A 26,347-nucleotide genomic window follows, 5' to 3' on the forward strand; every position below is an offset into this window, starting at 1 on the left:
CACCACAGGGGCGGCTGGTTGGGGGCGGGCGGCGTTTGCGCCGAAAGCTTATCCGAACCGGATGATCGAGACTTCGCCCTCCAGGGCGCCCTGATAGGCCGCTGCGTGCGGCTCCTCGACCGGTTCCTCGGTCAGGACACCGATCTGGTCGAGATCGGCTTCGATGAAACCTTCCTCGGAGAGTGCGTTCAGCGCCTCGCGAACGGCCGTGTCGTCGTCGGGGGCGGTCAGAAGGATGTGCAGCTCCGTGCCGGCGCTGTCCTTCGTCTCGTATCCCTTGCCGATGATGATGAAGACCATGGGCGAATCGAAGTTGTTGTCATTGTCGGGCGAGGTGATCATTCCGATTCACTCCTGGTTCGAGAACGGGCCGACTCAGGATGTAGCCGACTTCTGTCAGGGATACTTATACCAAGAGCCGATGATGGAAACCCATGCGGTCGAGGGGATTTCGCGCCAAGTCGCTGGCTTGGGCGGGGGTTGCACGGAAATGCGGCGGGGAATCACACGTTCAGCCCGGGACACAGGGACATCCGGCACGTGCGCGGACGGGCCAGGGCGGGCGCTCGGACTTGCCAATCCAGTGCCAATGGTTAATGATCTCTTGTGACGAAAACAGCGAGCAACAGGCCTAGGCTGGTTCGAGAGCGCTTGTATCGCAGGCGCTTCGGGGACTTTCTTTGCGGCCGGCCCTTGACGGGACCGGGGTAAAACAGTAAACGCCCCGCATCGGAAGCTATGTGAGGCTTGCCCGTTTGGAACGCCTGTTCCTCTCTTGGCCTCAAACAAGCGTCCAAAACGCACGTTGAAGACAGGTATGCTGCACGCATGACGCACGTGATGCGTCCTCTGCTTTATGTGGTCCACCGGAAAGATCCGGCTGGGCCACGTTTCGCGCATGTTGAAATGTGTGCCGTGGCCGGAGACGGCGAAACAGTGGCTCTCCCTTGTGGAGGGTCTTGAGACAAGATTTTGCAAGGGATGGGTATATGCCTACCGTAAACCAGCTGATCCGTAAGCCCCGCCAGGCACAGGTAAAGCGCAACAAGGTGCCTGCACTGCAGGAAAACCCGCAGAAGCGCGGCGTTTGCACCCGCGTCTACACGACGACCCCGAAGAAGCCGAACTCGGCTCTGCGTAAGGTCGCCAAGATCCGTCTGACCAATGGCTTTGAAGTCATTGGCTACATTCCGGGTGAAGGTCACAACCTGCAGGAACACTCCGTCGTCATGATCCGTGGCGGCCGCGTAAAGGACTTGCCGGGTGTGCGTTACCACATCATCCGCGGTGTTCTCGATACCCAGGGTGTCAAGAACCGCAAGCAGCGCCGCTCGAAGTACGGCGCGAAGCGTCCGAAGTAATTCACCCAGATCCCGGCGCCGCGCGAGGTCCTCCGCGTGTTAAGGCGCCTTCGTCGCATTTAAAGAGACAAACATATGTCCAGACGTCACAGAGCAGAGAAGCGTGAAATCAACCCGGATCCGAAGTTCGGTGATCTGGTTGTCACGAAGTTCATGAACGCCATCATGCTGCACGGCAAGAAGTCGGTAGCAGAAAGCATCGTTTACGGTGCCTTCGACTCGGTCCAGGGCAAGGCCAAGCAGGAGCCGCTGCAGGTTTTCCATCAGGCGCTGGAAAACGTCGCTCCGCACGTTGAAGTTCGTTCGCGCCGCGTTGGTGGTGCTACCTACCAGGTTCCGGTCGATGTTCGTCCGGAGCGCCGCCAGGCTCTCGCCATTCGCTGGCTGATCGCAGCTGCACGCAAGCGCAACGAAACCACCATGATCGACCGTCTGTCGGGCGAACTGATGGATGCCGCCAACAACCGTGGCAGCGCCGTCAAGAAGCGCGAAGACACCCACAAGATGGCCGACGCGAACCGCGCATTCTCGCACTACCGTTGGTAATTAAGATCCGATCGAAATTCGAAAGGCAGTCCTATGGCTCGCGAGTATAAAATCGAAGACTACCGTAATTTCGGTATCATGGCGCACATTGACGCCGGCAAGACGACGACCACCGAGCGTATCCTCTACTACACCGGTAAGTCGCACAAGATCGGCGAAGTCCATGACGGCGCCGCGACCATGGACTGGATGGAGCAGGAGCAGGAGCGTGGCATCACCATCACGTCCGCTGCGACCACGACCTTCTGGAAGGGTCGCGACGGCAAGATGCGTCGCTTCAACATCATCGACACCCCCGGCCACGTCGACTTCACCATCGAAGTCGAGCGTTCGCTGCGTGTTCTCGACGGTGCGATTGCTCTGCTCGACGCCAACGCTGGTGTTGAGCCGCAGACGGAAACCGTCTGGCGTCAGGCCGAGAAGTATCATGTTCCGCGCATGATCTTCTGCAACAAGATGGACAAGACCGGCGCTGACTTCTACCGCTCGGTTGAGATGATCAAGACCCGTCTCGGCGCAACGGCTGTTGTCATGCAGCTGCCGATCGGCGCTGAAACCGAGTTCAAGGGCGTTGTCGACCTGATCGAGATGAATGCTCTCGTCTGGCGCGACGAATCGCTCGGCGCCCAGTGGGACGTCGTCGAAATCCCGGAAGACATGAAGGCGAAGGCCGAAGAATATCGTGAAAAGCTGATCGAGACGGTTGTCGAGATCGACGAAGACGCGATGGAAGCCTACCTGAACGGCGAGATGCCGGACAACGACAAGATCCGTGAACTGGTTCGCCGCGGCACGATCGACGTCAAGTTCCACCCGATGTTCTGCGGCACGGCTTTCAAGAACAAGGGCGTTCAGCCGCTCCTCGACGCGGTTGTCGACTACCTGCCGTCGCCGCTCGACATTCCGGCGATCAAGGGCATCGACTTCAAGACCGAAGCCGAGATCGAGCGTCATGCCGACGACAGCGAGCCGCTCGCCATGCTGGCGTTCAAGATCATGAACGACCCCTTCGTTGGTTCGCTCACCTTCGCCCGCATCTATTCCGGCAAGCTGGAAAAGGGCGCATCGGTCATGAACACGGTCAAGGACAAGCGCGAGCGCGTCGGCCGTATGCTGCAGATGCACTCCAACAGCCGTGAAGACATCGAAGAAGCCTTTGCAGGCGACATCGTTGCTCTCGCAGGCCTGAAGGAAACCACCACGGGTGACACGCTCTGCGATCCCCTGAAGCCGGTTATCCTTGAGCGCATGGAATTCCCCGAGCCGGTCATCCAGATCGCGATCGAGCCGAAGTCCAAGGGCGACCAGGAAAAGATGGGCCTCGCGCTCAACCGCCTGGCAGCCGAAGACCCGTCCTTCCGCGTCAAGACCGACACGGAATCCGGCCAGACGATCATTGCCGGCATGGGCGAACTTCACCTCGACATCATCGTCGACCGCATGCGTCGCGAGTTCAAGGTTGAAGCCACCGTCGGTGCTCCGCAGGTTGCCTACCGTGAAACCATCACGAAGGCCCACGAAGAAGATTACACGCACAAGAAGCAGTCCGGTGGTACCGGTCAGTTCGCGCGCGTCAAGATCATCTTCGAACCGAACCCGGAAGGCGAAGACTTCAAGTTCGAATCCAAGATCGTCGGTGGTGCAGTTCCGAAGGAATACATCCCGGGCGTTCAGAAGGGTATCGAAAGCGTTCTGTCGTCGGGTCCGCTCGCTGGCTTCCCGATGCTGGGTGTCAAGGCGACCCTCGTTGACGGTGCCTTCCACGATGTTGACTCGTCGGTTCTCGCCTTCGAAATCGCATCGCGCGCCTGCTTCCGTGAAGCGGCCAAGAAGGCTGGTGCCCAGCTTCTCGAGCCGATGATGAAGGTCGAAGTCGTGACGCCGGAAGATTACGTCGGTGACGTGATCGGCGACCTGAACTCCCGTCGCGGTCAGATCCAGGGCCAGGAAAGCCGCGGTATCGCCGTGGTCATCAACGCCCACGTGCCGCTGGCCAACATGTTCAAGTACGTCGACAACCTGCGCTCCATGTCCCAGGGCCGCGCGCAGTACTCGATGGTCTTCGATCACTACGCTCCGGTTCCGACGAACGTCGCACAGGAAATCCAGGCAAAGTACTCCGGTCAGAAGTGACCGGGGTAACCCTGACCTACAAAAAGACCTAGGAATAGCTCCGCCCTTCGCGGGGAAACAGATGGAGAGCCTGAAATGGCAAAGAGCAAGTTTGAGCGTACCAAGCCGCATGTGAACATCGGCACGATTGGCCACGTTGACCATGGCAAGACGTCTCTGACGGCAGCGATCACGAAGTTCTTCGGTGAATTCAAGGCGTATGACCAGATCGACGCTGCACCGGAAGAAAAGGCACGCGGCATCACGATCTCGACGGCGCACGTTGAGTACGAGACGGCCAACCGCCACTACGCGCACGTTGACTGCCCCGGCCACGCCGACTACGTGAAGAACATGATCACCGGTGCTGCCCAGATGGACGGCGCGATCCTGGTTTGCTCCGCTGCTGACGGCCCGATGCCGCAGACGCGCGAACACATCCTGCTCGCCCGCCAGGTTGGCGTTCCGGCACTCGTCGTGTTCCTGAACAAGGTCGACCAGGTCGACGACGCAGAACTTCTCGAGCTCGTCGAGCTGGAAGTGCGCGAACTTCTGTCGTCCTACGACTTCCCGGGCGACGATGTTCCGGTCGTCAAGGGTTCGGCTCTGGCCGCTCTTGAAGATTCGAACAAGACGATCGGCGAAGACGCAGTTCGCGAACTGATGGCCCAGGTTGACGCCTACATCCCGACGCCTGAGCGTCCGATCGACCAGCCGTTCCTGATGCCGATCGAAGACGTGTTCTCGATCTCGGGTCGTGGTACGGTTGTGACGGGCCGCGTTGAGCGTGGTATCGTCAAGGTTGGCGAAGAAGTCGAAATCGTCGGCATCCGCGCCACCTCCAAGACGACCGTGACCGGCGTTGAAATGTTCCGCAAGCTGCTCGACCAGGGCCAGGCTGGCGACAACATCGGTGCTCTGATCCGCGGTGTGAACCGTGACGGCGTTGAGCGTGGCCAGATTCTCTGCAAGCCGGGCACTGTCAAGCCGCACAAGAAGTTCAAGGCTGAAGCCTACATCCTGACGAAGGAAGAAGGCGGCCGTCATACGCCGTTCTTCACGAACTACCGTCCGCAGTTCTACTTCCGCACGACGGACGTGACGGGTATCGTGACGCTTCCGGAAGGCACGGAAATGGTTATGCCGGGCGACAACGTCACCGTTGACGTCGAGCTGATCGTTCCGATCGCGATGGAAGAAAAGCTGCGCTTCGCAATCCGCGAAGGCGGCCGTACCGTCGGCGCCGGCATCGTTGCCTCGATCATCGAGTAATCTTTGAAGGTCCGGGCGAGGGGTGATCTCCTCGCCCGGATTTGCAAGGCTTGAAAAAAAGTTCGCGGGTTGAGGGGTAAAGCCCCTTGCTTGTGACACAAAAATGTAGCAAATGGCGCGCGAGCGCGATTTGCCGCCTGCTTCGATTTATTCAGGCAGGCAGACCAATCCAAAAGGTGGGCTTCTGGCCCGAAGAGTGGATGGGGATACGGACCAGCGGAGCTGGATCCGGTGTCCCCCTCGATCTTTGACACCGGTGGTCCGCCTTTGAGAGAGAAACGCCCCTGTGCCGTCGTTTGGTGCCGGGGAAGAAAACAGAACAAGGATAACGTCGAATGAACGGCCAAAATATCCGCATTCGCCTGAAGGCGTTCGATCACCGGATCCTCGATGCTTCTACGCGCGAGATCGTGTCGACGGCGAAGCGCACCGGAGCAAGTGTCCGGGGCCCCGTTCCGCTTCCGACTCGCATCGAGAAGTTTACGGTAAACCGGTCCCCTCACATCGATAAGAAGAGCCGCGAGCAGTTCGAGATGCGCACGCACAAGCGCCTGCTCGACATCGTTGATCCCACCCCGCAGACGGTAGATGCGCTGATGAAGCTCGATCTCGCCGCCGGCGTCGACGTGGAAATCAAGCTCTGAGGTCTGCCCTCGGGCTGAGTGAGAAGGATTGAACCGATGCGTTCAGGTGTAATTGCACAGAAGGTCGGCATGACCCGCGTCTACAACGACGCCGGCGAACATGTTCCGGTAACGGTTCTGCGCGTTGACAACTGCCAGGTTGTCGCGCAGCGCACCGTTGAAAAGAACGGCTACACCGCCGTTCAGCTTGGCGCAGGCCAGGCCAAGGTCAAGAATACAAGCAAGGGTATGCGCGGTCATTTCGCGGTTGCCCAGGTTGAGCCGAAGCAGAAGCTCGTCGAGTTTCGCGTCGATGCCGACAACCTCATTGATGTCGGCGCGTCGTTGACGCCGAGCCACTTCTCCGCCGGCCAGCTGGTCGACGTGACGGGCACGAGCATCGGTAAGGGTTTTGCCGGCGCCATGAAGCGTCACAACTTCGGCGGTCTGCGTGCCACGCACGGTGTGTCCGTTTCGCACCGCTCGCACGGTTCGACCGGTAACAACCAGGACCCGGGCAAGGTTTGGAAGGGCAAGCGCATGGCTGGCCACATGGGCCAGACCCGCGTCACCACCCAGAACCTCGAAGTCGTCTCGACGGATGAAGACCGCGGTCTGATCCTCGTCAAGGGCGCCGTTCCCGGTTCGAAGGGGTCCTGGATCATCGTCCGCGACGCCGTCAAGTCGGCCGCGAAGTAAGGGAGCCTTAAGAACATGGAATTCAACGTCACGACCCTTGAGGGTAAGGACGCAGGCAAGGTCTCCCTCTCGGATGAGATCTTCGGCCTCGATCCGCGCCAGGATATCCTGGCTCGCATGGTACGCTGGCAGCTCGCCAAGAAGCAGCAGGGGACTCACAAGTCCAAGGGCCGCTCCGAAGTCGCACGCACCGGCTCCAAGATGTACAAGCAGAAGGGTACGGGCCGCGCTCGTCACCATTCGGCTCGCGCTCCGCAGTTCCGCGGCGGTGGTAAGGCTCATGGCCCGGTTGTCCGCAGCCACGAGCATGACCTGCCGAAGAAGGTGCGCGCTCTGGCGCTCCGTCACGCTTTGTCTGCCAAGCTGAAGGCTGAAGAACTGATCATCGTCGATCAGCTCGTTGCAGCCGACGCAAAGACCAAGGCTGTTGCCGGCACGCTCGCAACGCTCGGCCTCACCAACGCGCTTGTTGTTGGTGGTGCGGAAGTCGACACCAACTTCAAGCTCGCTGCACAGAACATCCCGAATATCGACGTTCTGCCGGTTCAGGGCATCAATGTTTACGACATCCTGCGTCGTGGCAAGCTCGTGCTTTCCAAGGCTGCGGTTGAAGCTCTCGAGGAGCGGTTCAAATGACGGATCTTCGCCACTATGATGTGATCGTCTCTCCGGCGATCACCGAAAAGTCGACGCTGCTTTCTGAGCAGAACCAGGTCGTCTTCAACGTCGCCAAGGACGCGTCCAAGCCGGAAATCAAGGCCGCCGTGGAAGCTCTCTTCGGCGTCAAGGTCAAGGCCGTCAACACGCTCGTCCGCCTGGGCAAGACCAAGCGTTTCCGCGGCTTCATCGGCAAGCAGAAGGACGTCAAGAAGGCGATCGTCACGCTTGCTGAAGGTCAGTCCATCGACGTGTCGACGGGCGTCTGAGGTAGGGAAGAAGTACAATGGCATTGAAAACCTTTAACCCGACGACACCGAGCCAGCGTCAGCTGGTCATTGTCGACCGTTCTGGCCTCTTCAAGGGCAAGCCGGTCAAGGCACTGACCGAAGGCCTGTCCTCCAAGGGTGGCCGTAACAACTTCGGCCGCATCACCGTCCGTTTTCGTGGCGGCGGTCACAAGCGCACCTACCGCCTGATCGACTTCAAGCGTCGCAAGTTCGACGTCGAGGGCACGATCGAGCGTCTGGAATACGACCCGAACCGCACCGCGTTCATCGCGCTCGTATCCTACGCTGACGGCGAACAGGCCTACATCCTTGCTCCGCAGCGTCTGGCTGTCGGCGACAAGGTCATCGCGTCTGACAAGGCTGTCGACGTGAAGCCCGGCAACGCCATGCCGCTGCAGTACATCCCGGTCGGCTCCATCATCCACAACGTGGAAATGAAGCCCGGCAAGGGTGGTCAGATCGCCCGTTCGGCTGGTGCATACGCCCAGCTCGTCGGTCGTGACCAGGGTATGGCGATCCTTCGTCTGAACTCCGGCGAACAGCGCCTGGTGCACGGCACGTGCCTTGCATCGATCGGTGCAGTGTCCAACCCGGAACACACCAACATCAACGATGGCAAGGCCGGTCGTTCGCGTTGGCGCGGCAAGCGCCCGCACGTTCGCGGCGTGGTCATGAACCCTGTCGACCACCCGCACGGTGGTGGTGAAGGCCGCACCTCCGGTGGCCGTCATCCGGTTACCCCCTGGGGTAAGCCGACCAAGGGCAAGCGTACGCGTTCGAACAAGTCGACCGACAAGTTCATCATGCGCTCGCGCCATCAGCTGAAGAAGTAAGAGAAGGAAGTCAGGTATGGCTCGTTCAGTTTGGAAAGGCCCGTTCGTTGACGGATATCTTCTCAAGAAGGCTGAGAAGGTTCGCGAGGGCGGCCGCAGTGAAGTAATCAAGATCTGGAGCCGCCGCTCCACGATCCTGCCGCAGTTCGTCGGTCTCACCTTCGGCGTCTACAACGGCAGCAAGCATGTTCCGGTCAGCGTCAACGAAGACATGGTCGGCCACAAGTTTGGTGAATTCTCTCCGACCCGGACCTATTACGGTCACGGCGCGGACAAGAAGGCGAAGAGGAAGTAATCATGGCGAAGGCTAAGACCGAACGCCGGCTGAAGGACAACGAGGCCCAGGCCGTTGCCCGCACGCTCCGCGTCAGCCCGCAGAAGCTGAACCTGGTTGCCGCCATGATCCGCGGCAAGAAGGTTGACCGCGCGCTCGCAGAACTCGAGTTCTCCCGCAAGCGCATTTCGGATCAGGTGAAGAAGACTCTCGAGTCTGCTATCGCCAACGCCGAAAACAACCACGACCTCGACGTCGACAGCCTGATCGTGGCGGAAGCTTACGTTGGCAAGTCCATCACCATGAAGCGTTTCCACGCTCGTGGCCGTGGCCGTGCATCCCGCATCGAAAAGCCGTTCGCGCACCTGACGATCGTCGTGCGCGAAGTCGAGGAAAAAGGGGAGGCCGCATAATGGGTCAGAAAATTAATCCGATTGGCTTCCGCCTCGGCATCAACCGCACGTGGGACAGCCGCTGGTTCGCAGACAATGCAGAATACGGCCAGCTGCTGCACGAAGACCTGAAGATCCGCGCTTACCTGATGTCCGAGCTGAAGCAGGCCGGCATCGCCAAGGTGGTCATCGAGCGTCCGCACAAGAAGTGCCGCGTTACGATCCACTCGGCTCGCCCGGGTCTGATCATCGGCAAGAAGGGCGCCGACATCGAAAAGCTCCGCAAGAAGCTTTCCGACATGACGTCCGCCGAAACGCACCTCAACATTGTTGAAGTGCGCAAGCCGGAAGTCGACGCAACGCTCGTTGCTCAGTCGATCGCCCAGCAGCTGGAGCGCCGCGTGGCGTTCCGTCGCGCCATGAAGCGTGCCGTTCAGTCGGCCATGCGTCTCGGCGCCGAAGGCATCAAGATCACCTGCGCTGGTCGTCTCGGCGGTGCGGAAATCGCTCGTACCGAATGGTACCGCGAAGGCCGCGTGCCGCTTCACACGCTGCGTGCAGACATCGACTACGGGACGGCGGAAGCCGAAACCGCATTCGGTATCTGCGGCATCAAGGTCTGGATCTTCAAGGGCGAAATCCTTGAGCATGATCCGATGGCTTCCGAACGTCGCGCTCTCGAAGGCGATGCGCAGGGTCCGGCTAGCCGCGACCGTGACCGTCGCCGCGAAAACGCTTGATTTGCGCTGGCGAAAGATAAGCTCGGAGAAGTAAGAAAATGTTGCAGCCAAAGCGTACCAAGTACCGCAAGCAGTTCAAGGGCCGTATCAAGGGTGTGGCCAAGGGTGGCTTCGACCTGGCATTCGGTGAATTCGGCCTCAAGGCTCTCGAACCGAACCGCGTCAACGCTCGCGAAATCGAGGCAGCACGTCGTGCGATCACCCGCTACATGAAGCGCGCAGGTCGCGTTTGGATCCGCGTCTTCCCGGACACTCCGGTCACGGCAAAGCCGACCGAAGTACGTATGGGTAAGGGCAAGGGTTCGGTGGAATACTGGGCATGCAAGGTCAAGCCCGGCCGCATGATGTTCGAGATTGACGGTGTATCCGAAGAAATCGCCCGCGAGGCGATGCGTCTCGGTTCCGCCAAGCTCTCGGTTAAGACGCGCTTTGTACAGCGCATCGCAGAGTAAGGGGTCAGGCACATGAAAGCCGAAGAAGTACGCGGCCTGTCGGCCGACCAGCTCAAGGACAAGCTTGCGGAGCTTAAGAAGGAGCAGTTCAACCTGCGCTTCCAGAAGGCCACCGGTCAGCTTGAGAAGTCCTCGCGCGTCACTGAAGTTCGCAAGGACATCGCTCGCGTGAAAACCATTGCCCGCCAGAAGGCGGCAGAAGCAAAGGCCTAAGGGAAGAACAATATGCCGAAGCGCATTCTGCAGGGCGTCGTGGTCAGCGACAAGAACGACAAGACGGTAGTTGTGCGGGTCGAGCGTCGATTCGCTCACCCGCTGCTCCAGAAGACCGTTCGTCGTTCCAAGAAGTACAAGGCCCACGACGAAAACAACCAGTATAAGACCGGCGATGTCGTCTCCATCCAGGAGTGCGCGCCGATTTCCAAGGATAAGTGCTGGACGGTCATTTCCGCCCAGGCTTAAAAAACGCAGAGAACTGCGGCGGGCCCTTGCGTCTGCCGCAGAAATCTGTATGAAGCAGCGCATTGGCGCAGAACGCTCGCACGGCGGGCGTTCTTTTGCTTTGAGAGCGCAGGGAAGGTCCGGCTTCGGAAACCACCTTGGCAAGACCCCACCCGCGCACGAAAAAAATATGTCCATGAGCCGGAAAAGGGGGCTTTGGCCCAACCGTTCCGGTCATTACGAGAAGGCGACCTGACATGATTCAGATGCAAACAAACCTCGACGTTGCCGATAATTCCGGCGCGCGTCGTGTCATGTGCATCAAGGTGCTGGGCGGCTCCAAGCGTAAGTATGCTTCCATCGGCGACATCATCGTTGTGTCGATCAAGGAAGCTATCCCGCGCGGCCGCGTCAAGAAGGGCGACGTGATGAAAGCCGTCGTTGTTCGCACCGCCAAGGACATCCGCCGTCCCGACGGCAGCGTCATCCGCTTCGACAACAACGCAGCGGTCCTCATCGATAACAAGAAAGAGCCGATCGGCACCCGTATCTTCGGACCGGTTCCGCGCGAACTTCGCGCCAAGAACCACATGAAGATCATCTCGCTGGCTCCGGAAGTACTGTAAGGGAGCGGGATAGCGATGCAAAAGATCCGCAAGGGCGACAACGTCGTCGTACTCACCGGCAAGGACAAGGGCCGCACCGGTGAAGTGATTCAAGTGATGCCGAAGGAAGATCGCGCGGTTGTCCGTGGCGTGAACATGGTAAAGCGCCACCAGCGCCAGACCCAGAACCAGGAAGCCGGCATCATCAACAAGGAAGCTCCGATCCATCTGTCCAACATCGCGATCGTCGCGAAGGACGGCAAGCCGACCCGCGTTGGCTTCTCCGTCGTTGATGGCAAGAAGGTCCGTGTAGCCAAGCGTACGGGAGATGTCATCGATGGCTGAGGCAAAGTACGAACCGCGTCTCAAGACGGAATATGTATCCCGCATTCGCGCAGCGATGCAGGAGCAGTTCTCCTACGCCAACGAGATGCAGATCCCGAAGATCGACAAGATCGTCATCAACATGGGCGTGGGTGAGGCAACTGCCGATTCCAAGAAGCCCACGGTTGCTGCCGCCGATCTCGGCGCCATCGCCGGCCAGAAGCCGGTCATCACGCGCGCTCGCAACTCCATCGCCGGCTTCAAGGTCCGCGAAGGCATGCCGATCGGCGCCAAGGTGACCCTGCGCGGCGCTCGCATGTATGAATTCCTGGATCGCCTGGTCAACATCGCGCTTCCGCGCGTTCGCGACTTCCGCGGCCTGAATCCGAAGAGCTTTGACGGCCGTGGCAACTTCGCCATGGGCATCAAGGAACACATCGTGTTCCCGGAGATCAACTACGACAAGGTTGATCAGATGTGGGGCATGGACATCATCGTTTGCACGACGGCAAACTCGGACGACGAAGCTCGGGCTCTCCTGAAAGAGTTCAACTTCCCGTTCCGTACGTAACCGTAACGACGAGCGTAGAAAAGGAACTCGATATGGCGAAGACAAGCGCAGTCGAAAAGAACAAGCGCCGCCGCAAGACGGTTGCCAACCAGGCCGCCAAGCGCGCTGCCCTGAAGGCAATCATCATGAACCAGGATCTGCCGATCGAAGACCGCTTCAAGGCTACCTTGAAGCTGGCTTCGCTGCCGCGTGATGGTTCCAAGACCCGTATCCGTAACCGTTGCGAAGTGACTGGCCGCCCGCGCGCCTTCTATCGCAAGCTCAAGATGTCCCGTATCGCGCTGCGCGAACTGGGCAACCTGGGCAAGGTTCCCGGTATCGTGAAGTCCAGCTGGTAAGGAGACGGTTCAATGACCATGACTGATCCTCTGGGCGATATGCTCACCCGCATCCGCAATGGTGCAGCCCGCCGCAAGTCGTCGGTTTCGACGCCGGCTTCCAAGCTGCGTGCACGCGTTCTCGACGTGCTGCAGGCCGAAGGCTACATCCGCGGATATTCCCAGGTCGATTACGGCAACGGCAAGTCCGAGTTCGAAATCGAACTGAAGTACTACGAAGGCGCTTCGGTCATCCGTGAGATCGGCCGCGTCTCCAAGCCGGGCCGCCGAGTTTATGTCTCGGTGAAGTCCATTCCGCAGGTCGCGAACGGCCTCGGCATCACCATCCTTTCGACTCCGAAGGGTGTGATGGCCGATCATCAGGCGCGCGAACAGAACGTTGGTGGTGAGGTTCTCTGCTCGGTCTTCTAAGATCGGTCAGAGCCCTCCTTAACGAACAGACAGGATTGAAACATGTCTCGTATCGGTAAAAAGCCCGTTCAGGTTCCGGCAGGTGTGACGGCCTCTGTCGAAGGACAGAAGGTGACTGCCAAGGGCCCGAAGGGCGAGCTGGTCTTCGTTGCGAATGACGAAGTGAAGCTTTCTTTCGACAACAATGCCGTTTCGGTGGTTCCGGCCAACGAAACCAAGGATGCTCGCGCAAAGTGGGGCATGTCCCGCACGATGATCGAGAACCTGTTCAAGGGCGTCAAGGACGGTTTTGAGCGCAAGCTCGAAATCAACGGCGTTGGTTATCGCGCCGCCATGCAGGGCAAGAACCTGCAGCTGTCGCTCGGCTTCAGCCACGATGTGGTTTACGAGCCGCCGCAGGGCATCACCATTGCCGTTCCGAAGCCGACGGAAATCGTCGTGACCGGCATCAACAAGCAGCAGGTCGGTCAGGTTGCCGCGGAAATCCGCGAATACCGCGGTCCGGAGCCCTATAAGGGTAAGGGCGTCAAGTACGCCGAAGAACGGATCGTCCGCAAGGAAGGCAAGAAGAAGTAAGGGTGACGCGAAATGGCTAGCAGGAAAGAAGTACTGTCAAAGCGCGCGAGCCGTGTGCGCCGCCAGCTCAAGGCGGTTGCCAATGGCCGCCCGCGTCTGTCGGTTCATCGCTCGTCGAAGAACATCTATGCCCAGATCATCGATGACGTTGCCGGCCGCACGCTGGCTGCCGCTTCGACGCTGGACACCGGTCTGCGTTCGTCTCTGAAGACGGGCGCCGACGTTGCAGCCGCTGCTGCTGTCGGCAAGCTCGTTGCTGAGCGCGCCACTGCAGCCGGCGTGAAGGAAGTCGTGTTTGATCGCGGCGCCTTCCTCTATCACGGCCGCGTCAAGGCTCTTGCCGACGCTGCCCGTGAAGGTGGTCTGAGCTTCTAAAATCGGATGCCGGGCCTTGCGGTCCGGCATTCAGGCGTTTAAACGCCTTCACCGGCCGGCATGCCCCATGGCGGGTCTGCCGGCTTTTCAAAGTCTGCCGTTCGCACCCGGAAAAGAAAAAGGAACAGGACAATGGCACAGGACAAGAGAGGCTCGCGCGAGGATCGCTCGAGCCGTGAAGAGCGCGACAGCGAGTTTGTTGACAAGCTGGTCGCCATCAACCGCGTTGCTAAGGTCGTCAAGGGTGGCCGTCGCTTCGGTTTTGCTGCCCTCGTCGTCGTCGGCGACCAGAAGGGCCGCGTCGGCTTCGGCCATGGCAAGGCACGCGAAGTGCCGGAAGCCATCCGCAAGGCGACCGAAGCTGCCAAGCGCGATCTGATTTTCGTACCGCTGCGCGACGGCCGTACGCTGCATCACGACGTCAATGGCCGCCACGGCGCCGGCAAGGTGCTGCTGCGTTCGGCCAAGGCCGGTACCGGTATCATCGCCGGTGGCCCGATGCGCGCCGTTTTCGAAACGCTCGGCGTTCATGACGTCGTTGCAAAGTCGACCGGTTCCTCGAACCCGTACAACATGGTTCGTGCAACGTTCGACGCCCTGAAGCACCAGGTGCACCCGAAGGACATCGCAGCTCAGCGCGGCCTGAAATACGCCACGCTGCAGGCTCGCCGTGCCGCTTCCGGCAATGCATCGGAAGAATAAGGAGCTACACTGATGGCCAACGAAACCAAGAAGACGGTGACGGTCGAGCAGATCGGTAGCCCCATTCGCCGGCCTGCTGTTCAGCGTCAGACGCTGATCGGTCTCGGCCTCAACAAGATGCACCGGGTTCGCACGCTGGAAGATACCCCTTCCGTTCGTGGCATGATCCGGTCTGTCCAGCATCTCGTTCGCGTCGTCGACGAGAAGTGAGCCGGGAGTTAAGATCATGAAACTGAACGAAATCAAAGACAACGAAGGCTCCACGAAGGACCGTATCCGCGTTGGTCGCGGCATCGGTTCCGGCAAGGGCAAGACCGGTGGTCGCGGCGTCAAGGGTCAGAAGGCCCGTTCCGGCGTAGCGATCAACGGCTTCGAAGGCGGTCAGATGCCCATCTACCGTCGCCTGCCGAAGCGCGGCTTCAACAACATCTTCAAGTCGGACTTCGTCACCGTATCGCTCGGCCGCATCCAGGCCGCGATCGACGCGAAGAAGCTCGACGCTTCGGCCACGATCGATGCAGCAGCCCTCAAGGCTGCCGGCGTCATCCGTCGCCCGAAGGACGGTGTACGCGTTCTGGCCGACGGCGAACTGACGACCAAGGTTTCGATCGACGTTGCCGGCGCCTCCAAGGCCGCCGTCGAGAAGATCGAAAAGGCCGGTGGTTCGATCAAGGTCGCCGCAGTGGCAGCCGCCGAATAATCTGATATGGAATCGCCCGGAGTGCTTCACTTCGGGCGATTTTGCTCCCATATGTGAGCCTCACGGGCCTGGGCCGCACCAACGGTATCAACCGGGCTTTCGCGGAAAATGGGGTGAGGCACAAGGTTGCATGGCAGCCGTTCCGTCTCCCGGTTTTCTGAAACTGAATTTGGACTGCTTTCCGGCTGGGCCGATCGTTTGCCGCCGGAATTGGTCAGGCGGAGAAATGCATGGCTTCTGCAGCTGAACAACTGGCCTCCAATCTCAATTTTTCGACATTCTCGAAGGCCACCGACCTCAAGAAGCGCCTCTGGTTCACCCTGGCAGCTCTTCTGGTCTACCGCCTCGGCACGCATATTCCGCTTCCAGGCCTGAACCCGGAAGCCTATGCGCAGGCCTTCCGCGGCCAGGCGGGTGGCATCCTCGGTCTCTTCAACATGTTTGCTGGCGGCGCCGTCGAGCGCATGGCGATCTTCGCGCTCGGCATCATGCCGTATATTTCCGCGTCGATCATCGTTCAGCTGATGACCTCCGTCGTTCCCTCGCTCGAAGCCTTGAAAAAGGAAGGCGAGCAGGGCCGCAAGATCATCAACCAGTACACACGTTACGGCACAGTTCTGCTCGGCACGCTGCAGGCCTATGGCATTGCGGTGGGTCTTGAGAGCGGGCAGGGGATCGTCGCCGATCCCGGTATCTTCTTCCGTGTTTCGACGGTCGTGACGCTGCTTGGCGGCACCATGTTCCTGATGTGGCTCGGCGAGCAGATCACCTCGCGCGGTATCGGTAACGGCATCTCGCTGATCATCTTCGCCGGTATTGCCGCAGGCCTGCCGAAGGCTCTTGCCGGTACGCTGGAACTTGGCCGCACGGGTGCGCTGTCGACGGCCCTCATTCTGATGGTCGTTGTCATTGCCATCGGCGTCATCGCGCTGATCGTGTTTGTCGAGCGTGCACAGCGTCGCCTGCTGATCCAGTATCCGAAGCGCCAGGTCGGCAACCGGATGTTCCAGGGCGATACGTCGCACCTGCCGTTGAAGCTGAACACCTCCGGCGTCATTCCGGCGATCTTTGCATCCTCGCTGCTGCTTCTGCCGGCAACGCTTGCAGGCTTCAGTGGCAACACGAACCTGCCGGGCTGGGCAACGATGGTTCTCGGTTCGCTCCAGCATGGCCAGCCGCTGTTCATGCTGTTCTATGGCTTGCTGATTGCCTTCTTCGCTTTCTTCTACACGGCCATCGTCTTCAATCCGAAGGAGACGGCCGACAATCTGAAGAAGCATGGCGGCTTCATTCCGGGTATCCGTCCGGGTGAGCGCACCGCCGAATACATCGATTACGTTCTGACGCGAATCACCGTCGTCGGTGCGATCTACCTTGTCTTCGTCTGCATCCTTCCGGAAACGCTCATTGCGCGCACCGGTATCCCATTAGCCCTTGGTGGTACTTCGCTTTTGATCGTTGTCAGTGTTACCCTCGATACGGTAGCACAGATACAGGGGCACCTCATTGCCCAGCAGTATGAGGGCCTGATCAAGAAGTCCAAGTTGCGTGGAGGAAAGAGGGGACGATGAGACTGATTTTTTTGGGGCCGCCAGGCGCGGGTAAGGGGACCCAGGCAAAGCGTCTGACGGAAAAATACGGCATCCCGCAGCTTTCGACCGGCGACATGTTGCGCGCCGCCGTCAGCGCGGGCACGGAGATTGGCAAGCGTGCCAAGGCCGTGATGGATGCCGGCGGTCTCGTCTCCGACGATATCGTCAACCAGATCGTGGCCGAGCGCATCGAAGAGGCGGACTGTGGCAAGGGGTTCATCCTGGATGGATACCCGCGTACGGTTCCGCAGGCGATGGCATTGTCCGAGGCGATGAAGGCAAAGAACCTGACGCTTGATGCCGTCATCGAGCTGAAGGTCGACGAGGAAGCGCTGGTGCGCCGAATCGAATCGCGGGTTGCCGAAACGATTGCAGCCGGCGGCACGGTCCGCTCGGACGACAATCCGGAAGCCTTCCGCAAGCGTCTTGCCGAATATCGCGCCAAGACCGCACCGCTTTCGGCCTATTACGAAGAGCAGGGCGAGCTTGTGGCACTCGATGGCATGGCCGATGTGGATGCGGTGACGAATGCCATTATCGGCGTTCTGGAGAAGTCGGCCGCCTGATCGGTGGATCGTTTTCCAGCTGTTAAAGAATCTTGGCGGGGCCGGTTGCAATTTTGGACCGATTCCGCTAAACACCGCGCCAACTCGCGACATTTGACAGCGATCGGCGCGGATTTTCCCGTGAGGGAGATCCGACCCGGTCGTGTTGACTTGTCTCGGATGAGATTTGAACTGGCGGCCTCAAGTGGCTGCTCTCATGGAAGAAGTACCACTTGCCGGATGGCAACTGGAACCAAGGAGAATAGGCGTGGCACGTATCGCTGGCGTCAACATCCCGACTGCGAAGCGCGTTGTTATCGCGCTGACCTACATTCACGGGATCGGCCCGAAGTTTGCACAGGAAATCATCGAGAAGGTCGGTATCCCGGCTGATCGTCGCGTTCATCAGCTGACGGACGCGGAAGTCCTTCAGATCCGCGAAACCATCGACCGCGACTATCAGGTCGAGGGTGATCTGCGTCGCGAAACCGCGATGAACATCAAGCGTCTGATGGACCTCGGCTGCTATCGCGGCCTGCGTCATCGTCGCGGCCTGCCGGTCCGCGGTCAGCGCACGCACACCAACGCCCGCACCCGCAAGGGTCCGGCGAAGGCGATTGCCGGCAAGAAGAAGTAATTTTTCGGGCGTAGCCAATAGGCGGTAGGCGGTAGCAAAGGATGCTATTGGCTGCTGCCTAATTTCTATTGCCTGAAAAGGTGGAGCCGCTGGAGTTACGGCGGTGACGATATCAACGAAAGGAAGACCATGGCCAAGGAAGCCACACGCGTCCGCCGTCGCGAACGTAAGAATATCTCGTCGGGCGTTGCACACGTCAACTCGACGTTCAACAACACCATGATCACCATCACCGACGCACAGGGCAATGCGATTGCCTGGTCGTCTGCTGGTGCCAAGGGTTTCAAGGGTTCGCGTAAGTCGACCCCGTTCGCTGCCCAGATCGCTGCCGAAGACTGCGCCAAGAAGGCCCAGGAGCATGGCATGAAGTCTCTCGAAGTCGAAGTTTGCGGCCCGGGTTCCGGTCGTGAATCGGCTCTGCGCGCCCTCCAGGCTGCCGGCTTCATGATCACCTCCATCCGCGACGTCACGCCGATCCCGCACAACGGTTGCCGTCCGCGCAAGAAGCGCCGCGTCTAATGTGATGCTTTCGGCGGCTGTGACAACACAGCCCCGGTTCGAATTCCGGTTCTGCCGCCTTACTTCGTTGTTTCGAGGTTTGGCGGCTTTGCCGTAACGCCAAGACAGGCTTCTCTGCTTGGCGCTTCTCATGCTCGGTTGCCACGATTGGATAGTGGCAGCGAATGGAAGGTTTGACACACATGATCCAGAAGAACTGGCAGGAACTGATCAAGCCGAACAAGGTGGAGTTCACCTCGTCCGGTCGCACGAAGGCCACGCTCGTCGCAGAACCGCTGGAACGCGGTTTCGGTCTGACGCTCGGCAACGCCCTTCGTCGCGTTTCGTCGCGTTCTCTTGTCGTCGCTGCGCGGCGCGGCTGTGACCGCCGTTCAGATCGACGGCGTCCTGCACGAATTCTCCTCCATCCCGGGCGTTCGCGAGGATGTGACGGACATCGTGCTGAACATCAAGGAAATCGCCATCAAGATGGATGGCGATGATGCCAAGCGCATGGTCGTGCGCAAGCAGGGTCCGGGCGTCGTGACCGCTGGTGACATCCAGACGGTTGGCGATATCGAGATCCTGAACCCCGACCATGTGATCTGCACCCTCGACGATGGTGCGGAAATCCGCATGGAATTCACGGTCAACAACGGCAAGGGTTACGTCCCGGCCGAACGTAACCGTGCAGAGGATGCCCCGATCGGTCTCATTCCGGTCGACAGCCTCTACTCCCCGGTCAAGAAAGTGTCCTACAAGGTGGAAAACACCCGTGAAGGCCAGGTTCTCGACTATGACAAGCTGACCATGACCATCGAAACCGATGGCTCGGTCACGGGCGAGGACGCCGTGGCGTTTGCCGCTCGTATCCTTCAGGACCAGCTGTCGGTCTTCGTCAACTTCGACGAGCCGCAGAAGGAAACGGAAGAGGAAGCCGTTACCGAACTCGCGTTCAACCCGGCGCTCCTCAAGAAGGTCGACGAACTGGAACTTTCGGTCCGTTCGGCGAACTGCCTGAAGAACGACAACATCGTCTACATCGGCGACCTCATCCAGAAGACCGAGGCGGAAATGCTGCGCACGCCGAACTTCGGTCGCAAGTCGCTGAACGAGATCAAGGAAGTTCTCGCATCCATGGGCCTGCATCTGGGCATGGAAGTTCCGGCCTGGCCGCCGGAGAACATCGAAGATCTCGCCAAGCGCTACGAAGACCAGTACTAACCATTTAAACTGCAGGCGCATGCCTGCAAGTAAAGGAGACACGAGATGCGTCACCAGAATTCCGGCCGCAAGCTCAACCGCACCGCCAGCCACCGCAAGGCAATGTTTGCCAACATGGCTGCTTCGCTCATCACCCATGAGCAGATCGTCACCACGCTCCCGAAGGCGAAGGAAATCCGCCCGATCGTCGAGAAGCTGGTTACCCTCGGCAAGCGTGGCGACCTGCACGCTCGCCGTCAGGCCATTTCGCAGATCAAGGACGTCGACGCAGTTCGCAAGCTGTTCGACGCGATTGCCACGCGTTATGCCAGCCGCAACGGCGGTTACCTGCGCATCATGAAGGCCGGCTTCCGCCAGGGCGACAATGCCCCGCTCGCCGTCATCGAATTCGTTGAGCGCGACGTCAATGCCAAGGGCGCAGCCGACAAGGCTCGCGTTGCCGCCGAAGCAGAAGCTGCTGAAGCCGCATAAGTCATTCCCGCAAGGGATTTGGATAAAAGGCCGGGTGAGAAATCGCCCGGCCTTTATTGTTTTGCGCGACAGAGCGTGGTGATTTTAGCGCCGTTCATATCCGGCACCGCGTGAATGCAGGTTCATCATCGCCCGAGCGGTTTCTGCATCCATGGGGAAGAATGCCTCGATGGTGACTTCGGACAGCGTCACGTCGACGGCGGTTCCGAATACCGTTGTCGTGCTCAAAAAGGACAATGGTCCGGCATCGCTCTTTATCCGCAGAGGAACCGCGATATCCTGATGTTGTTTCGGAGTTGAACGGCGGTGACGTCCCGACGTTGGGAAGGGATATGCGCTCAATTCGTCCATCAGCGTCGACAGCTTCGGATCGGCCGAGCGTTCAATCTCGTGGCCGAGGCGCGCCAACACATGGCTCCGCCACTCCTCAAGATTAAGGATGCGTGGTGCCAGCCCTTGCGGATGCAAGCTAAGCCTCAGGACGTTGGGGTTCTCTTCCAGAAGGTGAGGGGCGACACCGGACATCAGGGCGGTTGCCGCCGCATTCGCGGAGATCAGCGTCCAATGCCGGTCCACTGCCAGCGCCGGATGGGGGAGATGACCATGCAAGATCTGTTCGATCGCCTCCCTTGCCGCCTGAAGCGCTGGCGCCGCCAGCGGGTGTTGTGGGAAATGAGCGGCATAGCCTGCCGCGTTGAGGATCACATTGCGATCCCGCAACGGGACCGCAAGCCTGTCTGTCAGCTGCATCAGCACTTCCCGACTCGGCTGCGAGCGACCGGATTCCAGGAAACTGAGATGGCGTTGCGATATTTCGGCATCGACTGCGAGGTCAAGTTGGGTCAACCGGCGGCGCTGTCGCCACTGCCTAATGAGGCTTCCGACGCTGTTGTTATCCTGATCCATGGCGTTTGATACATCGCTACGCGAGGTAGCGCCATTACCTGTGAGGTAATTGATGCGTGTCCTTTGCTGTCAGATGATGATGACGCACCGGCACTTGCGAACAGGGGCCATCACCGAAGGAACATGTCATGACCGATCGTTTCCGCCAAAGCTCACTGCAGTCCATCCTTGCTTTGGACGCAGCAACCTGCGCCATCATGGGTGCGCTGCTGGTCTTCGCGTCTGGATTTATTGCGAGCATCACGTTGGTGCCCGCGGCCCTGCTGTTCTGGGCCGGGCTCCTCCTGTTGCCAATTGCTTGCTTCATTGGGGTCTTCGCTCGGACCCCGATCGTCCCGACCTTTGCGGTTCAGATGATCGTTCTTGGAAACGCGCTTTGGGTCTTGGTTAGTGTAGCCCTGCCAATGTTCGGATTGATCTTCCCGAATGGCTTTGGCTGGATGTTCATCCTCTCACAGGCGATGGTCGTGGCTGCCTTTGGTGGCCTCGAATGGTTCGCGTCACGCCGCGGCGGCCTGATCGAGATCTGAAAGGAAACACGATGACGTGCTATGCCATTGGTTATCTGCACCATGTCGAGATGGGGGCCGCGATCGTGTCCTATCTCGAAAGTATCGACGCCACGCTGGCTCCGTTCGACGGGCGCTTCATCGTTCACGGCGGGCAGAAACACATGCTGGAAGGAACGTTCAAGGGTGACCTGATCGTGATTGCCTTCCCCAATTTGGCTCTGGCGCAATCTTGGTACGCATCGCCCGCCTATCAGACCATTCTGCCGCTGCGAACCAAGAACGCTGACGGTGCTGTTTTCCTGATCGAGGGCGTGGACGAAGATCATCATGCGACCGATATCCTTTCGCCGAAATGACGGCGTGAGGTCTGCTGACCGCAGATCCGTCAGTTCGCCGGGTTCACCTTGTCCCGCTGAGCAGTCATACGACACGCCCCTTCACCCAATTTGCCACGATCAGCCCCGGATCATCGGTTATAAAATGTCGGCAAAATCCTCCATCTCGTAGAGGGGACGGATCTCGATTTCGCTTGGTCCCGGCATCGGGTTGGGGCAGCGTTTCACCCAGGCGACCGCCTCGTCCATGTCCTTGACCTGCCAGATCCAGTAGCCGGCCACCAGTTCGCGCGTCGCTGCAAACGGTCCGTCGATCACCCGACGGGCGGCACCGTCAAAAGCGATCCGTTTGCCGAGCTTTGATGGTTTCAGGCCGTCGCCGGACAGCATGATACCGGCCTGCACCAGTTCCTCGTTGAACCTGCCCATTGCCTCCAACAGATCCGGTTCCGGCATGATGCCGGTCTCGCTGTCCTCGGTTGCCTTGACCAATACCATCACGCGCATGTTCGTCTCCTCCTCAGGGGTGTTCTGGCAACGTCTGGCGCTCCCACGCCGGTAATGAACGGAGCTTGGCACACTCGACATCACGAACGAGAAAAATCTGCGCCAGTTGCGACAGAAGGTAAATCAGCCGGGGAGGAAAGGAAGGTGGTCCGGGTGAACTATCGCGCGACGGGTGCCCGCCGCCCGCGTTTCCAGTCCATCAGCCGAGGCCGTGCAAGCCGGTACCCGAGCAGAGCCACGACGATGACGATGTAGATCACCGGCTCCAGCGTGATCGACTTGATCGACAGGATATAGTGCAGAAGCCCGGCCAGCAGGATCGGATAGGCAAGCTTGTGCAACTGGTTCCAGCGTGGGCCGAGCTTGCGGATCGACCAGCGATTGGAGGTCAACGCGAGCGGGATCAGCATCAAAAGCCCCGCCATGCCGAGCATGATATAGGGCCGTTTCAGGATGTCGCCGAGGATCGACGAAAGGATCAGACCTCGGTCAAGCGTCAGGTAGACCGTGAAATGCGCCAGCACGTAATAGAAGGCGAGGAGCCCCAGCGCCCGGCGATAGGCGATCAGGTTGACGCCGAAAAGATCGCGCAGCGGTGTGACGGCCAGCCCGAGACAGAGGAAGCGCAGCGCCCAGAAGCCCAGCCGGTGCTCGAATTCGCGCACCGGATCTGCACCCAGACCGCCGTTGATGCCGAGGTAGAAGGCATAAAGGCCTGGAAGCAGGCCAATCGCATAGAGCGCCCAGACGGAGTGGGCGCGAAAGCGGGGTGGTATGGAAAGCGCTGCCATGTTCAGTAGAACTTCTTCAGATCCATGCCGGCATAGAGGTTTGCCACCTCATCGGCATAACCGTTGAAGGGGAGCGTGTTCAAACGCGCGCCGCCGAACAGGCCGTTTGCCTCGCCGATCCGCCGTTCGGTCGCCTGGCTCCAGCGCGGGTGGTCGACGGCCGGATTGACGTTGGCGTAAAAGCCATATTCCTGCGGCGCCATCTTGTTCCAGGTGGTCGGCGGCTCCTTGTCGGTGAGCGTGATTTTGACGATCGACTTGACGCCCTTGAAACCGTATTTCCACGGCACGACGAGCCTTAGCGGTGCGCCGTTCTGGTTGGGAAGTGTTTCGCCGTAAAGGCCGGTCGCGAGGATTGTCAGCGGGTGGCGGGCTTCATCGAGGCGCAGGCCTTCGACATAGGGCCATTCCAGCGGCTGGAAGAAACCGCTCTGTCCGGGCATTTCCTTCGGCCGCACGACGGTTTCGAAGGCCACGTATTTCGCACTGCCGAGCGGTTCAACACGGTCGAGAAGGGCCGACAGTGGAAACCCGATCCAGGGGATGACCATCGACCAGGCTTCGACGCAGCGCATGCGGTAGATGCGCTCCTCCATCGGGATCTCCTTCAGGATGGTCTCCATGTCGATGGTCTGCGGTTTTGCCACCATGCCGCCGATCTCGACCGTCCAGGGCGTCGGCTTGAAATCGCCGGAGTAACGTGCCGGATCGGCCTTGCCCGTGCCGAATTCGTAGAAATTGTTGTAGGTCGTCACGTCCTGTTTCGAAGTCGGTTTGTCCTCGACTTTGTAGGCGCTGGGGCTGGCCTTCAGGGGGGCGGCGAGCGCACTGCCGGCACCGGCAAAGGCAAGGCCGGCGGCGGCCGTTCCGAGGAAATGCCGTCGGGAGAGATAGAGGTTTTGTGGCGTGATCTCGGACGAGGCAATGCGGGGCGGGCGGTAAAGCGGCATGGATCGATCTCCTGCGCGGGATAAAAAGGGGTCTGATGTCTGATACGCAGACCGGATGGAAATAGTTTCACCGCGACACGGCAAAAACAAACCCACGTTCACGTGATCGCCCGGTTGGGCCCAGCGTACCGCTTTGGCGTCTCCTGATAGTGACACCTCCCGGTGTTTGCGGTAGGAAAACCTCAAAACAGGGCGCTTTTTCAGCATTTCCACGCACAGCGCCGACAATTCTGACCCGAGGATAACACCATGCCTGCTTACCGTTCCAGAACGACCACCCACGGCCGCAACATGGCCGGTGCACGCGGTCTCTGGCGTGCCACGGGCATGAAGGATAGCGACTTCGGCAAGCCGATCATTGCGGTCGTCAATTCCTTCACGCAGTTCGTGCCCGGCCATGTGCACCTGAAGGATCTCGGCCAACTGGTGGCTCGCGAGATCGAGGCCGCCGGTGGCGTGGCCAAGGAGTTCAACACGATCGCCGTGGATGACGGCATCGCCATGGGCCATGACGGCATGCTGTATTCGCTGCCGTCGCGCGAGATCATCGCCGATGCCGTGGAATATATGGTCAATGCCCACTGTGCCGATGCGATGGTGTGCATCTCCAACTGCGACAAGATCACCCCCGGCATGCTGAACGCTGCCATGCGCCTCAACATCCCGGCCGTTTTCGTCTCCGGCGGCCCGATGGAAGCCGGCAAGGTTGTACTGCATGGCAAGACGGTGGCGCTCGACCTCGTAGATGCCATGGTGGCGGCCGCCGACGACAAGGTGACGGACGAGGACGTGCAGGTGATCGAACGTTCGGCCTGTCCGACGTGCGGTTCCTGCTCCGGCATGTTCACCGCCAACTCGATGAACTGTCTGACGGAAGCGCTCGGCCTGTCTCTGCCCGGCAATGGTTCCACTCTTGCCACCCATTCGGATCGCAAGCGCCTCTTCGTCGAGGCCGGTCACCTGATCGTCGACCTCGCCCGCCGGTATTACGAGCAGGACGATGATAGCGTTCTGCCGCGGTCGATCGCGACGAAGCAGGCCTTCGAAAACGCCATGGCGCTGGATATCGCCATGGGCGGTTCCACCAATACGGTTCTGCACATCCTGGCCGCGGCTTATGAAGGCGGCGTCGATTTCACCATGGACGATATCGACCGGCTGTCGCGCCGTGTGCCGTGCCTGTCGAAAGTCGCGCCGGCCAAGCAGGACGTGCACATGGAAGACGTGCACCGCGCCGGCGGCATCATGCGTATCCTCGGCGAACTGGAGCGTGGCGGTCTGCTCAACACCGACTGCAAGACCGTGCACGAGGCAACGCTGGGCGACGCGATCAACCGCTGGGACATCACCCGCACCAATTCGGAAAGCGTCCGCACCTTCTTCAAGGCAGCCCCCGGCGGCGTGCCGACGCAGGTGGCGTTTTCGCAGTCCTCGCGCTGGGATGATCTCGATACGGACGGCAGCAAGGGCGTCATCCGCTCGGTCGAAACGCCCTTCTCCAAGGACGGTGGTCTGGCCGTGCTTTACGGCAACATCGCGCTCGATGGCTGCATCGTGAAGACGGCAGGTGTGGACGAATCGATCCTGAAGTTCACCGGCCCGGCCAAGGTCTATGAAAGCCAGGATGCCGCCGTGAAGGCGATCCTCGGCAACGAGGTGGTGGCGGGCGATGTCGTCGTTATCCGCTACGAAGGCCCGAAGGGTGGCCCGGGCATGCAGGAAATGCTCTATCCGACGAGCTATCTGAAGTCGAAGGGCCTCGGCAAGGCCTGCGCGCTGATCACCGACGGCCGTTTCTCCGGCGGCACGTCCGGCCTTTCCATCGGCCACGCCTCGCCGGAAGCGGCCAATGGCGGCGCCATCGGTCTTGTGAAGAACGGCGACCTGATCGAGATCGACATCCCGAACCGCACGATCAATCTGAAGATCAGCGAGCAGGAACTGGCGGCTCGCCGCGCCGAACAGGACAAGCTCGGCTGGAAGCCGGCGGCTCCGCGCAAGCGCAACGTCACGACCGCCCTGAAGGCCTATGCGGCCTTCGCCTCCAGCGCCGACAAGGGCGCGGTGCGCATCCTGCCGGAATAA

The 26,347-nt window shown here is 60.0% G+C and carries 38 protein-coding genes and 1 pseudogene; 34 read left to right on the top strand and 5 right to left on the bottom strand.

Annotated elements, in window-relative coordinates:
• Positions 1-48: 48 nt before the first annotated feature.
• A complete protein-coding gene (locus OU993_RS23525; RefSeq protein ID WP_165220178.1) occupies positions 49-342 on the bottom strand; it encodes a transcriptional regulator in 294 nt (97 codons plus the stop codon).
• Between the two features lie 647 nt (positions 343-989).
• Between OU993_RS23525 and rpsL the strand changes: the two genes are divergently transcribed.
• From rpsL to rplQ, 31 genes and pseudogenes are all read left to right on the top strand, one after another.
• The gene (gene rpsL / locus OU993_RS23530; RefSeq protein ID WP_003507760.1) at positions 990-1,361 is read left to right on the top strand and encodes a 30S ribosomal protein S12; all 372 of its coding nucleotides are present in this window, start codon (positions 990-992) and stop codon (positions 1,359-1,361) included.
• Positions 1,362-1,436: 75 nt separating this feature from the next.
• Complete coding sequence (gene rpsG, locus OU993_RS23535) at positions 1,437-1,907, top strand: 30S ribosomal protein S7 (protein ID WP_268161342.1); 471 nt, start codon at positions 1,437-1,439, stop codon at positions 1,905-1,907.
• 33 nt (positions 1,908-1,940) lie between these two features.
• Positions 1,941-4,040: an elongation factor G gene (gene fusA, locus OU993_RS23540; protein ID WP_268161343.1), complete on the top strand. Its 2,100-nt coding sequence runs from the start codon at positions 1,941-1,943 to the stop codon at positions 4,038-4,040.
• 75 nt (positions 4,041-4,115) lie between these two features.
• Positions 4,116-5,291, top strand: a complete 1,176-nt coding sequence (gene tuf / locus OU993_RS23545; protein WP_268161334.1) for an elongation factor Tu — start codon at positions 4,116-4,118, stop codon at positions 5,289-5,291.
• 335 nt (positions 5,292-5,626) lie between these two features.
• Positions 5,627-5,935, top strand: coding sequence for a 30S ribosomal protein S10 (gene rpsJ, locus OU993_RS23550; protein WP_003547547.1), 309 nt, complete (start codon positions 5,627-5,629; stop codon positions 5,933-5,935).
• 36 nt (positions 5,936-5,971) lie between these two features.
• Complete coding sequence (gene rplC / locus OU993_RS23555; RefSeq protein WP_268161346.1) at positions 5,972-6,613, top strand: 50S ribosomal protein L3; 642 nt, start codon at positions 5,972-5,974, stop codon at positions 6,611-6,613.
• Between the two features lie 15 nt (positions 6,614-6,628).
• A complete protein-coding gene (rplD, locus tag OU993_RS23560) occupies positions 6,629-7,249 on the top strand; it encodes a 50S ribosomal protein L4 (protein ID WP_268161347.1) in 621 nt (206 codons plus the stop codon).
• Positions 7,246-7,539: a 50S ribosomal protein L23 gene (locus OU993_RS23565; RefSeq protein ID WP_165220162.1), complete on the top strand. Its 294-nt coding sequence runs from the start codon at positions 7,246-7,248 to the stop codon at positions 7,537-7,539. Before rplD ends, OU993_RS23565 begins: the two co-directional genes overlap by 4 nt.
• A 17-nt stretch (positions 7,540-7,556) precedes the next feature.
• Positions 7,557-8,393 (top strand): 50S ribosomal protein L2, encoded by an 837-nt coding sequence (rplB, locus tag OU993_RS23570; protein ID WP_268161349.1) that lies wholly within the window; start codon positions 7,557-7,559, stop codon positions 8,391-8,393.
• 16 nt (positions 8,394-8,409) lie between these two features.
• Positions 8,410-8,688 carry a 30S ribosomal protein S19 gene (gene rpsS / locus OU993_RS23575; protein ID WP_028735901.1) on the top strand — a complete coding sequence of 93 codons (279 nt, stop codon included), beginning with the start codon at positions 8,410-8,412 and terminating at the stop codon, positions 8,686-8,688.
• Between the two features lie 2 nt (positions 8,689-8,690).
• The gene (rplV, locus tag OU993_RS23580; protein WP_165220158.1) at positions 8,691-9,080 is read left to right on the top strand and encodes a 50S ribosomal protein L22; all 390 of its coding nucleotides are present in this window, start codon (positions 8,691-8,693) and stop codon (positions 9,078-9,080) included.
• The gene (gene rpsC, locus OU993_RS23585; RefSeq protein WP_165220146.1) at positions 9,080-9,799 is read left to right on the top strand and encodes a 30S ribosomal protein S3; all 720 of its coding nucleotides are present in this window, start codon (positions 9,080-9,082) and stop codon (positions 9,797-9,799) included. Before rplV ends, rpsC begins: the two co-directional genes overlap by 1 nt.
• A gap of 38 nt (positions 9,800-9,837) precedes the next feature.
• On the top strand, positions 9,838-10,251 hold the full coding sequence (gene rplP / locus OU993_RS23590; protein WP_268161351.1) for a 50S ribosomal protein L16: 414 nt from the start codon (positions 9,838-9,840) through the stop codon (positions 10,249-10,251).
• Between the two features lie 12 nt (positions 10,252-10,263).
• Entirely contained in the window at positions 10,264-10,464 is a 201-nt protein-coding gene (gene rpmC, locus OU993_RS23595) for a 50S ribosomal protein L29 (RefSeq protein WP_268161352.1), read from the top strand.
• Positions 10,465-10,476: 12 nt separating this feature from the next.
• Positions 10,477-10,713 (top strand): 30S ribosomal protein S17, encoded by a 237-nt coding sequence (rpsQ, locus tag OU993_RS23600; RefSeq protein ID WP_210102768.1) that lies wholly within the window; start codon positions 10,477-10,479, stop codon positions 10,711-10,713.
• A gap of 236 nt (positions 10,714-10,949) precedes the next feature.
• A complete protein-coding gene (gene rplN / locus OU993_RS23605; RefSeq protein ID WP_007770138.1) occupies positions 10,950-11,318 on the top strand; it encodes a 50S ribosomal protein L14 in 369 nt (122 codons plus the stop codon).
• Between the two features lie 15 nt (positions 11,319-11,333).
• The gene (gene rplX, locus OU993_RS23610; protein WP_268161353.1) at positions 11,334-11,642 is read left to right on the top strand and encodes a 50S ribosomal protein L24; all 309 of its coding nucleotides are present in this window, start codon (positions 11,334-11,336) and stop codon (positions 11,640-11,642) included.
• A complete protein-coding gene (rplE, locus tag OU993_RS23615; protein WP_268161355.1) occupies positions 11,635-12,192 on the top strand; it encodes a 50S ribosomal protein L5 in 558 nt (185 codons plus the stop codon). Before rplX ends, rplE begins: the two co-directional genes overlap by 8 nt.
• 32 nt (positions 12,193-12,224) lie before the next feature.
• The gene (gene rpsN / locus OU993_RS23620; protein WP_268161356.1) at positions 12,225-12,530 is read left to right on the top strand and encodes a 30S ribosomal protein S14; all 306 of its coding nucleotides are present in this window, start codon (positions 12,225-12,227) and stop codon (positions 12,528-12,530) included.
• 12 nt (positions 12,531-12,542) lie between these two features.
• On the top strand, positions 12,543-12,941 hold the full coding sequence (gene rpsH, locus OU993_RS23625) for a 30S ribosomal protein S8 (protein ID WP_165220125.1): 399 nt from the start codon (positions 12,543-12,545) through the stop codon (positions 12,939-12,941).
• A gap of 42 nt (positions 12,942-12,983) precedes the next feature.
• Positions 12,984-13,517, top strand: coding sequence for a 50S ribosomal protein L6 (gene rplF, locus OU993_RS23630; protein WP_268161358.1), 534 nt, complete (start codon positions 12,984-12,986; stop codon positions 13,515-13,517).
• A 12-nt stretch (positions 13,518-13,529) separates the two neighbouring features.
• The gene (rplR, locus tag OU993_RS23635; protein WP_268161360.1) at positions 13,530-13,892 is read left to right on the top strand and encodes a 50S ribosomal protein L18; all 363 of its coding nucleotides are present in this window, start codon (positions 13,530-13,532) and stop codon (positions 13,890-13,892) included.
• Positions 13,893-14,024: 132 nt separating this feature from the next.
• Positions 14,025-14,594: a 30S ribosomal protein S5 gene (rpsE, locus tag OU993_RS23640; RefSeq protein ID WP_165220119.1), complete on the top strand. Its 570-nt coding sequence runs from the start codon at positions 14,025-14,027 to the stop codon at positions 14,592-14,594.
• Positions 14,595-14,606: 12 nt separating this feature from the next.
• On the top strand, positions 14,607-14,804 hold the full coding sequence (gene rpmD / locus OU993_RS23645; RefSeq protein WP_268161362.1) for a 50S ribosomal protein L30: 198 nt from the start codon (positions 14,607-14,609) through the stop codon (positions 14,802-14,804).
• Between the two features lie 16 nt (positions 14,805-14,820).
• Entirely contained in the window at positions 14,821-15,294 is a 474-nt protein-coding gene (rplO, locus tag OU993_RS23650) for a 50S ribosomal protein L15 (protein ID WP_268161363.1), read from the top strand.
• A 230-nt stretch (positions 15,295-15,524) separates the two neighbouring features.
• A complete protein-coding gene (gene secY / locus OU993_RS23655) occupies positions 15,525-16,865 on the top strand; it encodes a preprotein translocase subunit SecY (RefSeq protein ID WP_268161365.1) in 1,341 nt (446 codons plus the stop codon).
• Positions 16,862-17,452, top strand: a complete 591-nt coding sequence (locus tag OU993_RS23660; protein WP_268161367.1) for an adenylate kinase — start codon at positions 16,862-16,864, stop codon at positions 17,450-17,452. Before secY ends, OU993_RS23660 begins: the two co-directional genes overlap by 4 nt.
• Positions 17,453-17,699: 247 nt before the next feature.
• Positions 17,700-18,068: a 30S ribosomal protein S13 gene (gene rpsM, locus OU993_RS23665; protein ID WP_066875641.1), complete on the top strand. Its 369-nt coding sequence runs from the start codon at positions 17,700-17,702 to the stop codon at positions 18,066-18,068.
• A gap of 129 nt (positions 18,069-18,197) precedes the next feature.
• Positions 18,198-18,587: a 30S ribosomal protein S11 gene (gene rpsK / locus OU993_RS23670; RefSeq protein ID WP_015915761.1), complete on the top strand. Its 390-nt coding sequence runs from the start codon at positions 18,198-18,200 to the stop codon at positions 18,585-18,587.
• A gap of 182 nt (positions 18,588-18,769) precedes the next feature.
• A pseudogene (locus OU993_RS23675) lies at positions 18,770-19,790 on the top strand (DNA-directed RNA polymerase subunit alpha).
• 45 nt (positions 19,791-19,835) lie between these two features.
• Positions 19,836-20,261 carry a 50S ribosomal protein L17 gene (gene rplQ, locus OU993_RS23680; RefSeq protein ID WP_165220107.1) on the top strand — a complete coding sequence of 142 codons (426 nt, stop codon included), beginning with the start codon at positions 19,836-19,838 and terminating at the stop codon, positions 20,259-20,261.
• 84 nt (positions 20,262-20,345) lie between these two features.
• Here the strand turns inward: rplQ and OU993_RS23685 are convergent, their stop codons facing one another.
• Positions 20,346-21,167: a helix-turn-helix domain-containing protein gene (locus OU993_RS23685; protein ID WP_268161369.1), complete on the bottom strand. Its 822-nt coding sequence runs from the start codon at positions 21,165-21,167 to the stop codon at positions 20,346-20,348.
• 128 nt (positions 21,168-21,295) lie between these two features.
• Here OU993_RS23685 and OU993_RS23690 point away from each other — a divergent pair, with 128 nt between their 5' ends.
• On the top strand, positions 21,296-21,697 hold the full coding sequence (locus OU993_RS23690; protein ID WP_268161371.1) for a hypothetical protein: 402 nt from the start codon (positions 21,296-21,298) through the stop codon (positions 21,695-21,697).
• A gap of 11 nt (positions 21,698-21,708) precedes the next feature.
• Complete coding sequence (locus OU993_RS23695) at positions 21,709-22,035, top strand: DUF1330 domain-containing protein (RefSeq protein ID WP_268161372.1); 327 nt, start codon at positions 21,709-21,711, stop codon at positions 22,033-22,035.
• A gap of 117 nt (positions 22,036-22,152) precedes the next feature.
• Here the strand turns inward: OU993_RS23695 and OU993_RS23700 are convergent, their stop codons facing one another.
• From OU993_RS23700 to msrP, 3 genes are all read right to left on the bottom strand, one after another.
• Positions 22,153-22,521, bottom strand: a complete 369-nt coding sequence (locus OU993_RS23700) for a YciI family protein (protein ID WP_268161374.1) — start codon at positions 22,519-22,521, stop codon at positions 22,153-22,155.
• Positions 22,522-22,679: 158 nt separating this feature from the next.
• Positions 22,680-23,312: a protein-methionine-sulfoxide reductase heme-binding subunit MsrQ gene (msrQ, locus tag OU993_RS23705; RefSeq protein WP_268161376.1), complete on the bottom strand. Its 633-nt coding sequence runs from the start codon at positions 23,310-23,312 to the stop codon at positions 22,680-22,682.
• A gap of 2 nt (positions 23,313-23,314) precedes the next feature.
• Positions 23,315-24,262 (bottom strand): protein-methionine-sulfoxide reductase catalytic subunit MsrP, encoded by a 948-nt coding sequence (msrP, locus tag OU993_RS23710; protein WP_268161377.1) that lies wholly within the window; start codon positions 24,260-24,262, stop codon positions 23,315-23,317.
• Between the two features lie 249 nt (positions 24,263-24,511).
• Here msrP and ilvD point away from each other — a divergent pair, with 249 nt between their 5' ends.
• A complete protein-coding gene (gene ilvD / locus OU993_RS23715) occupies positions 24,512-26,347 on the top strand; it encodes a dihydroxy-acid dehydratase (RefSeq protein WP_268161378.1) in 1,836 nt (611 codons plus the stop codon).

The sequence above is a fragment of the Rhizobium sp. SL86 genome (genome assembly GCF_026672545.1).
Classification (GTDB): domain Bacteria; phylum Pseudomonadota; class Alphaproteobacteria; order Rhizobiales; family Rhizobiaceae; genus Neorhizobium.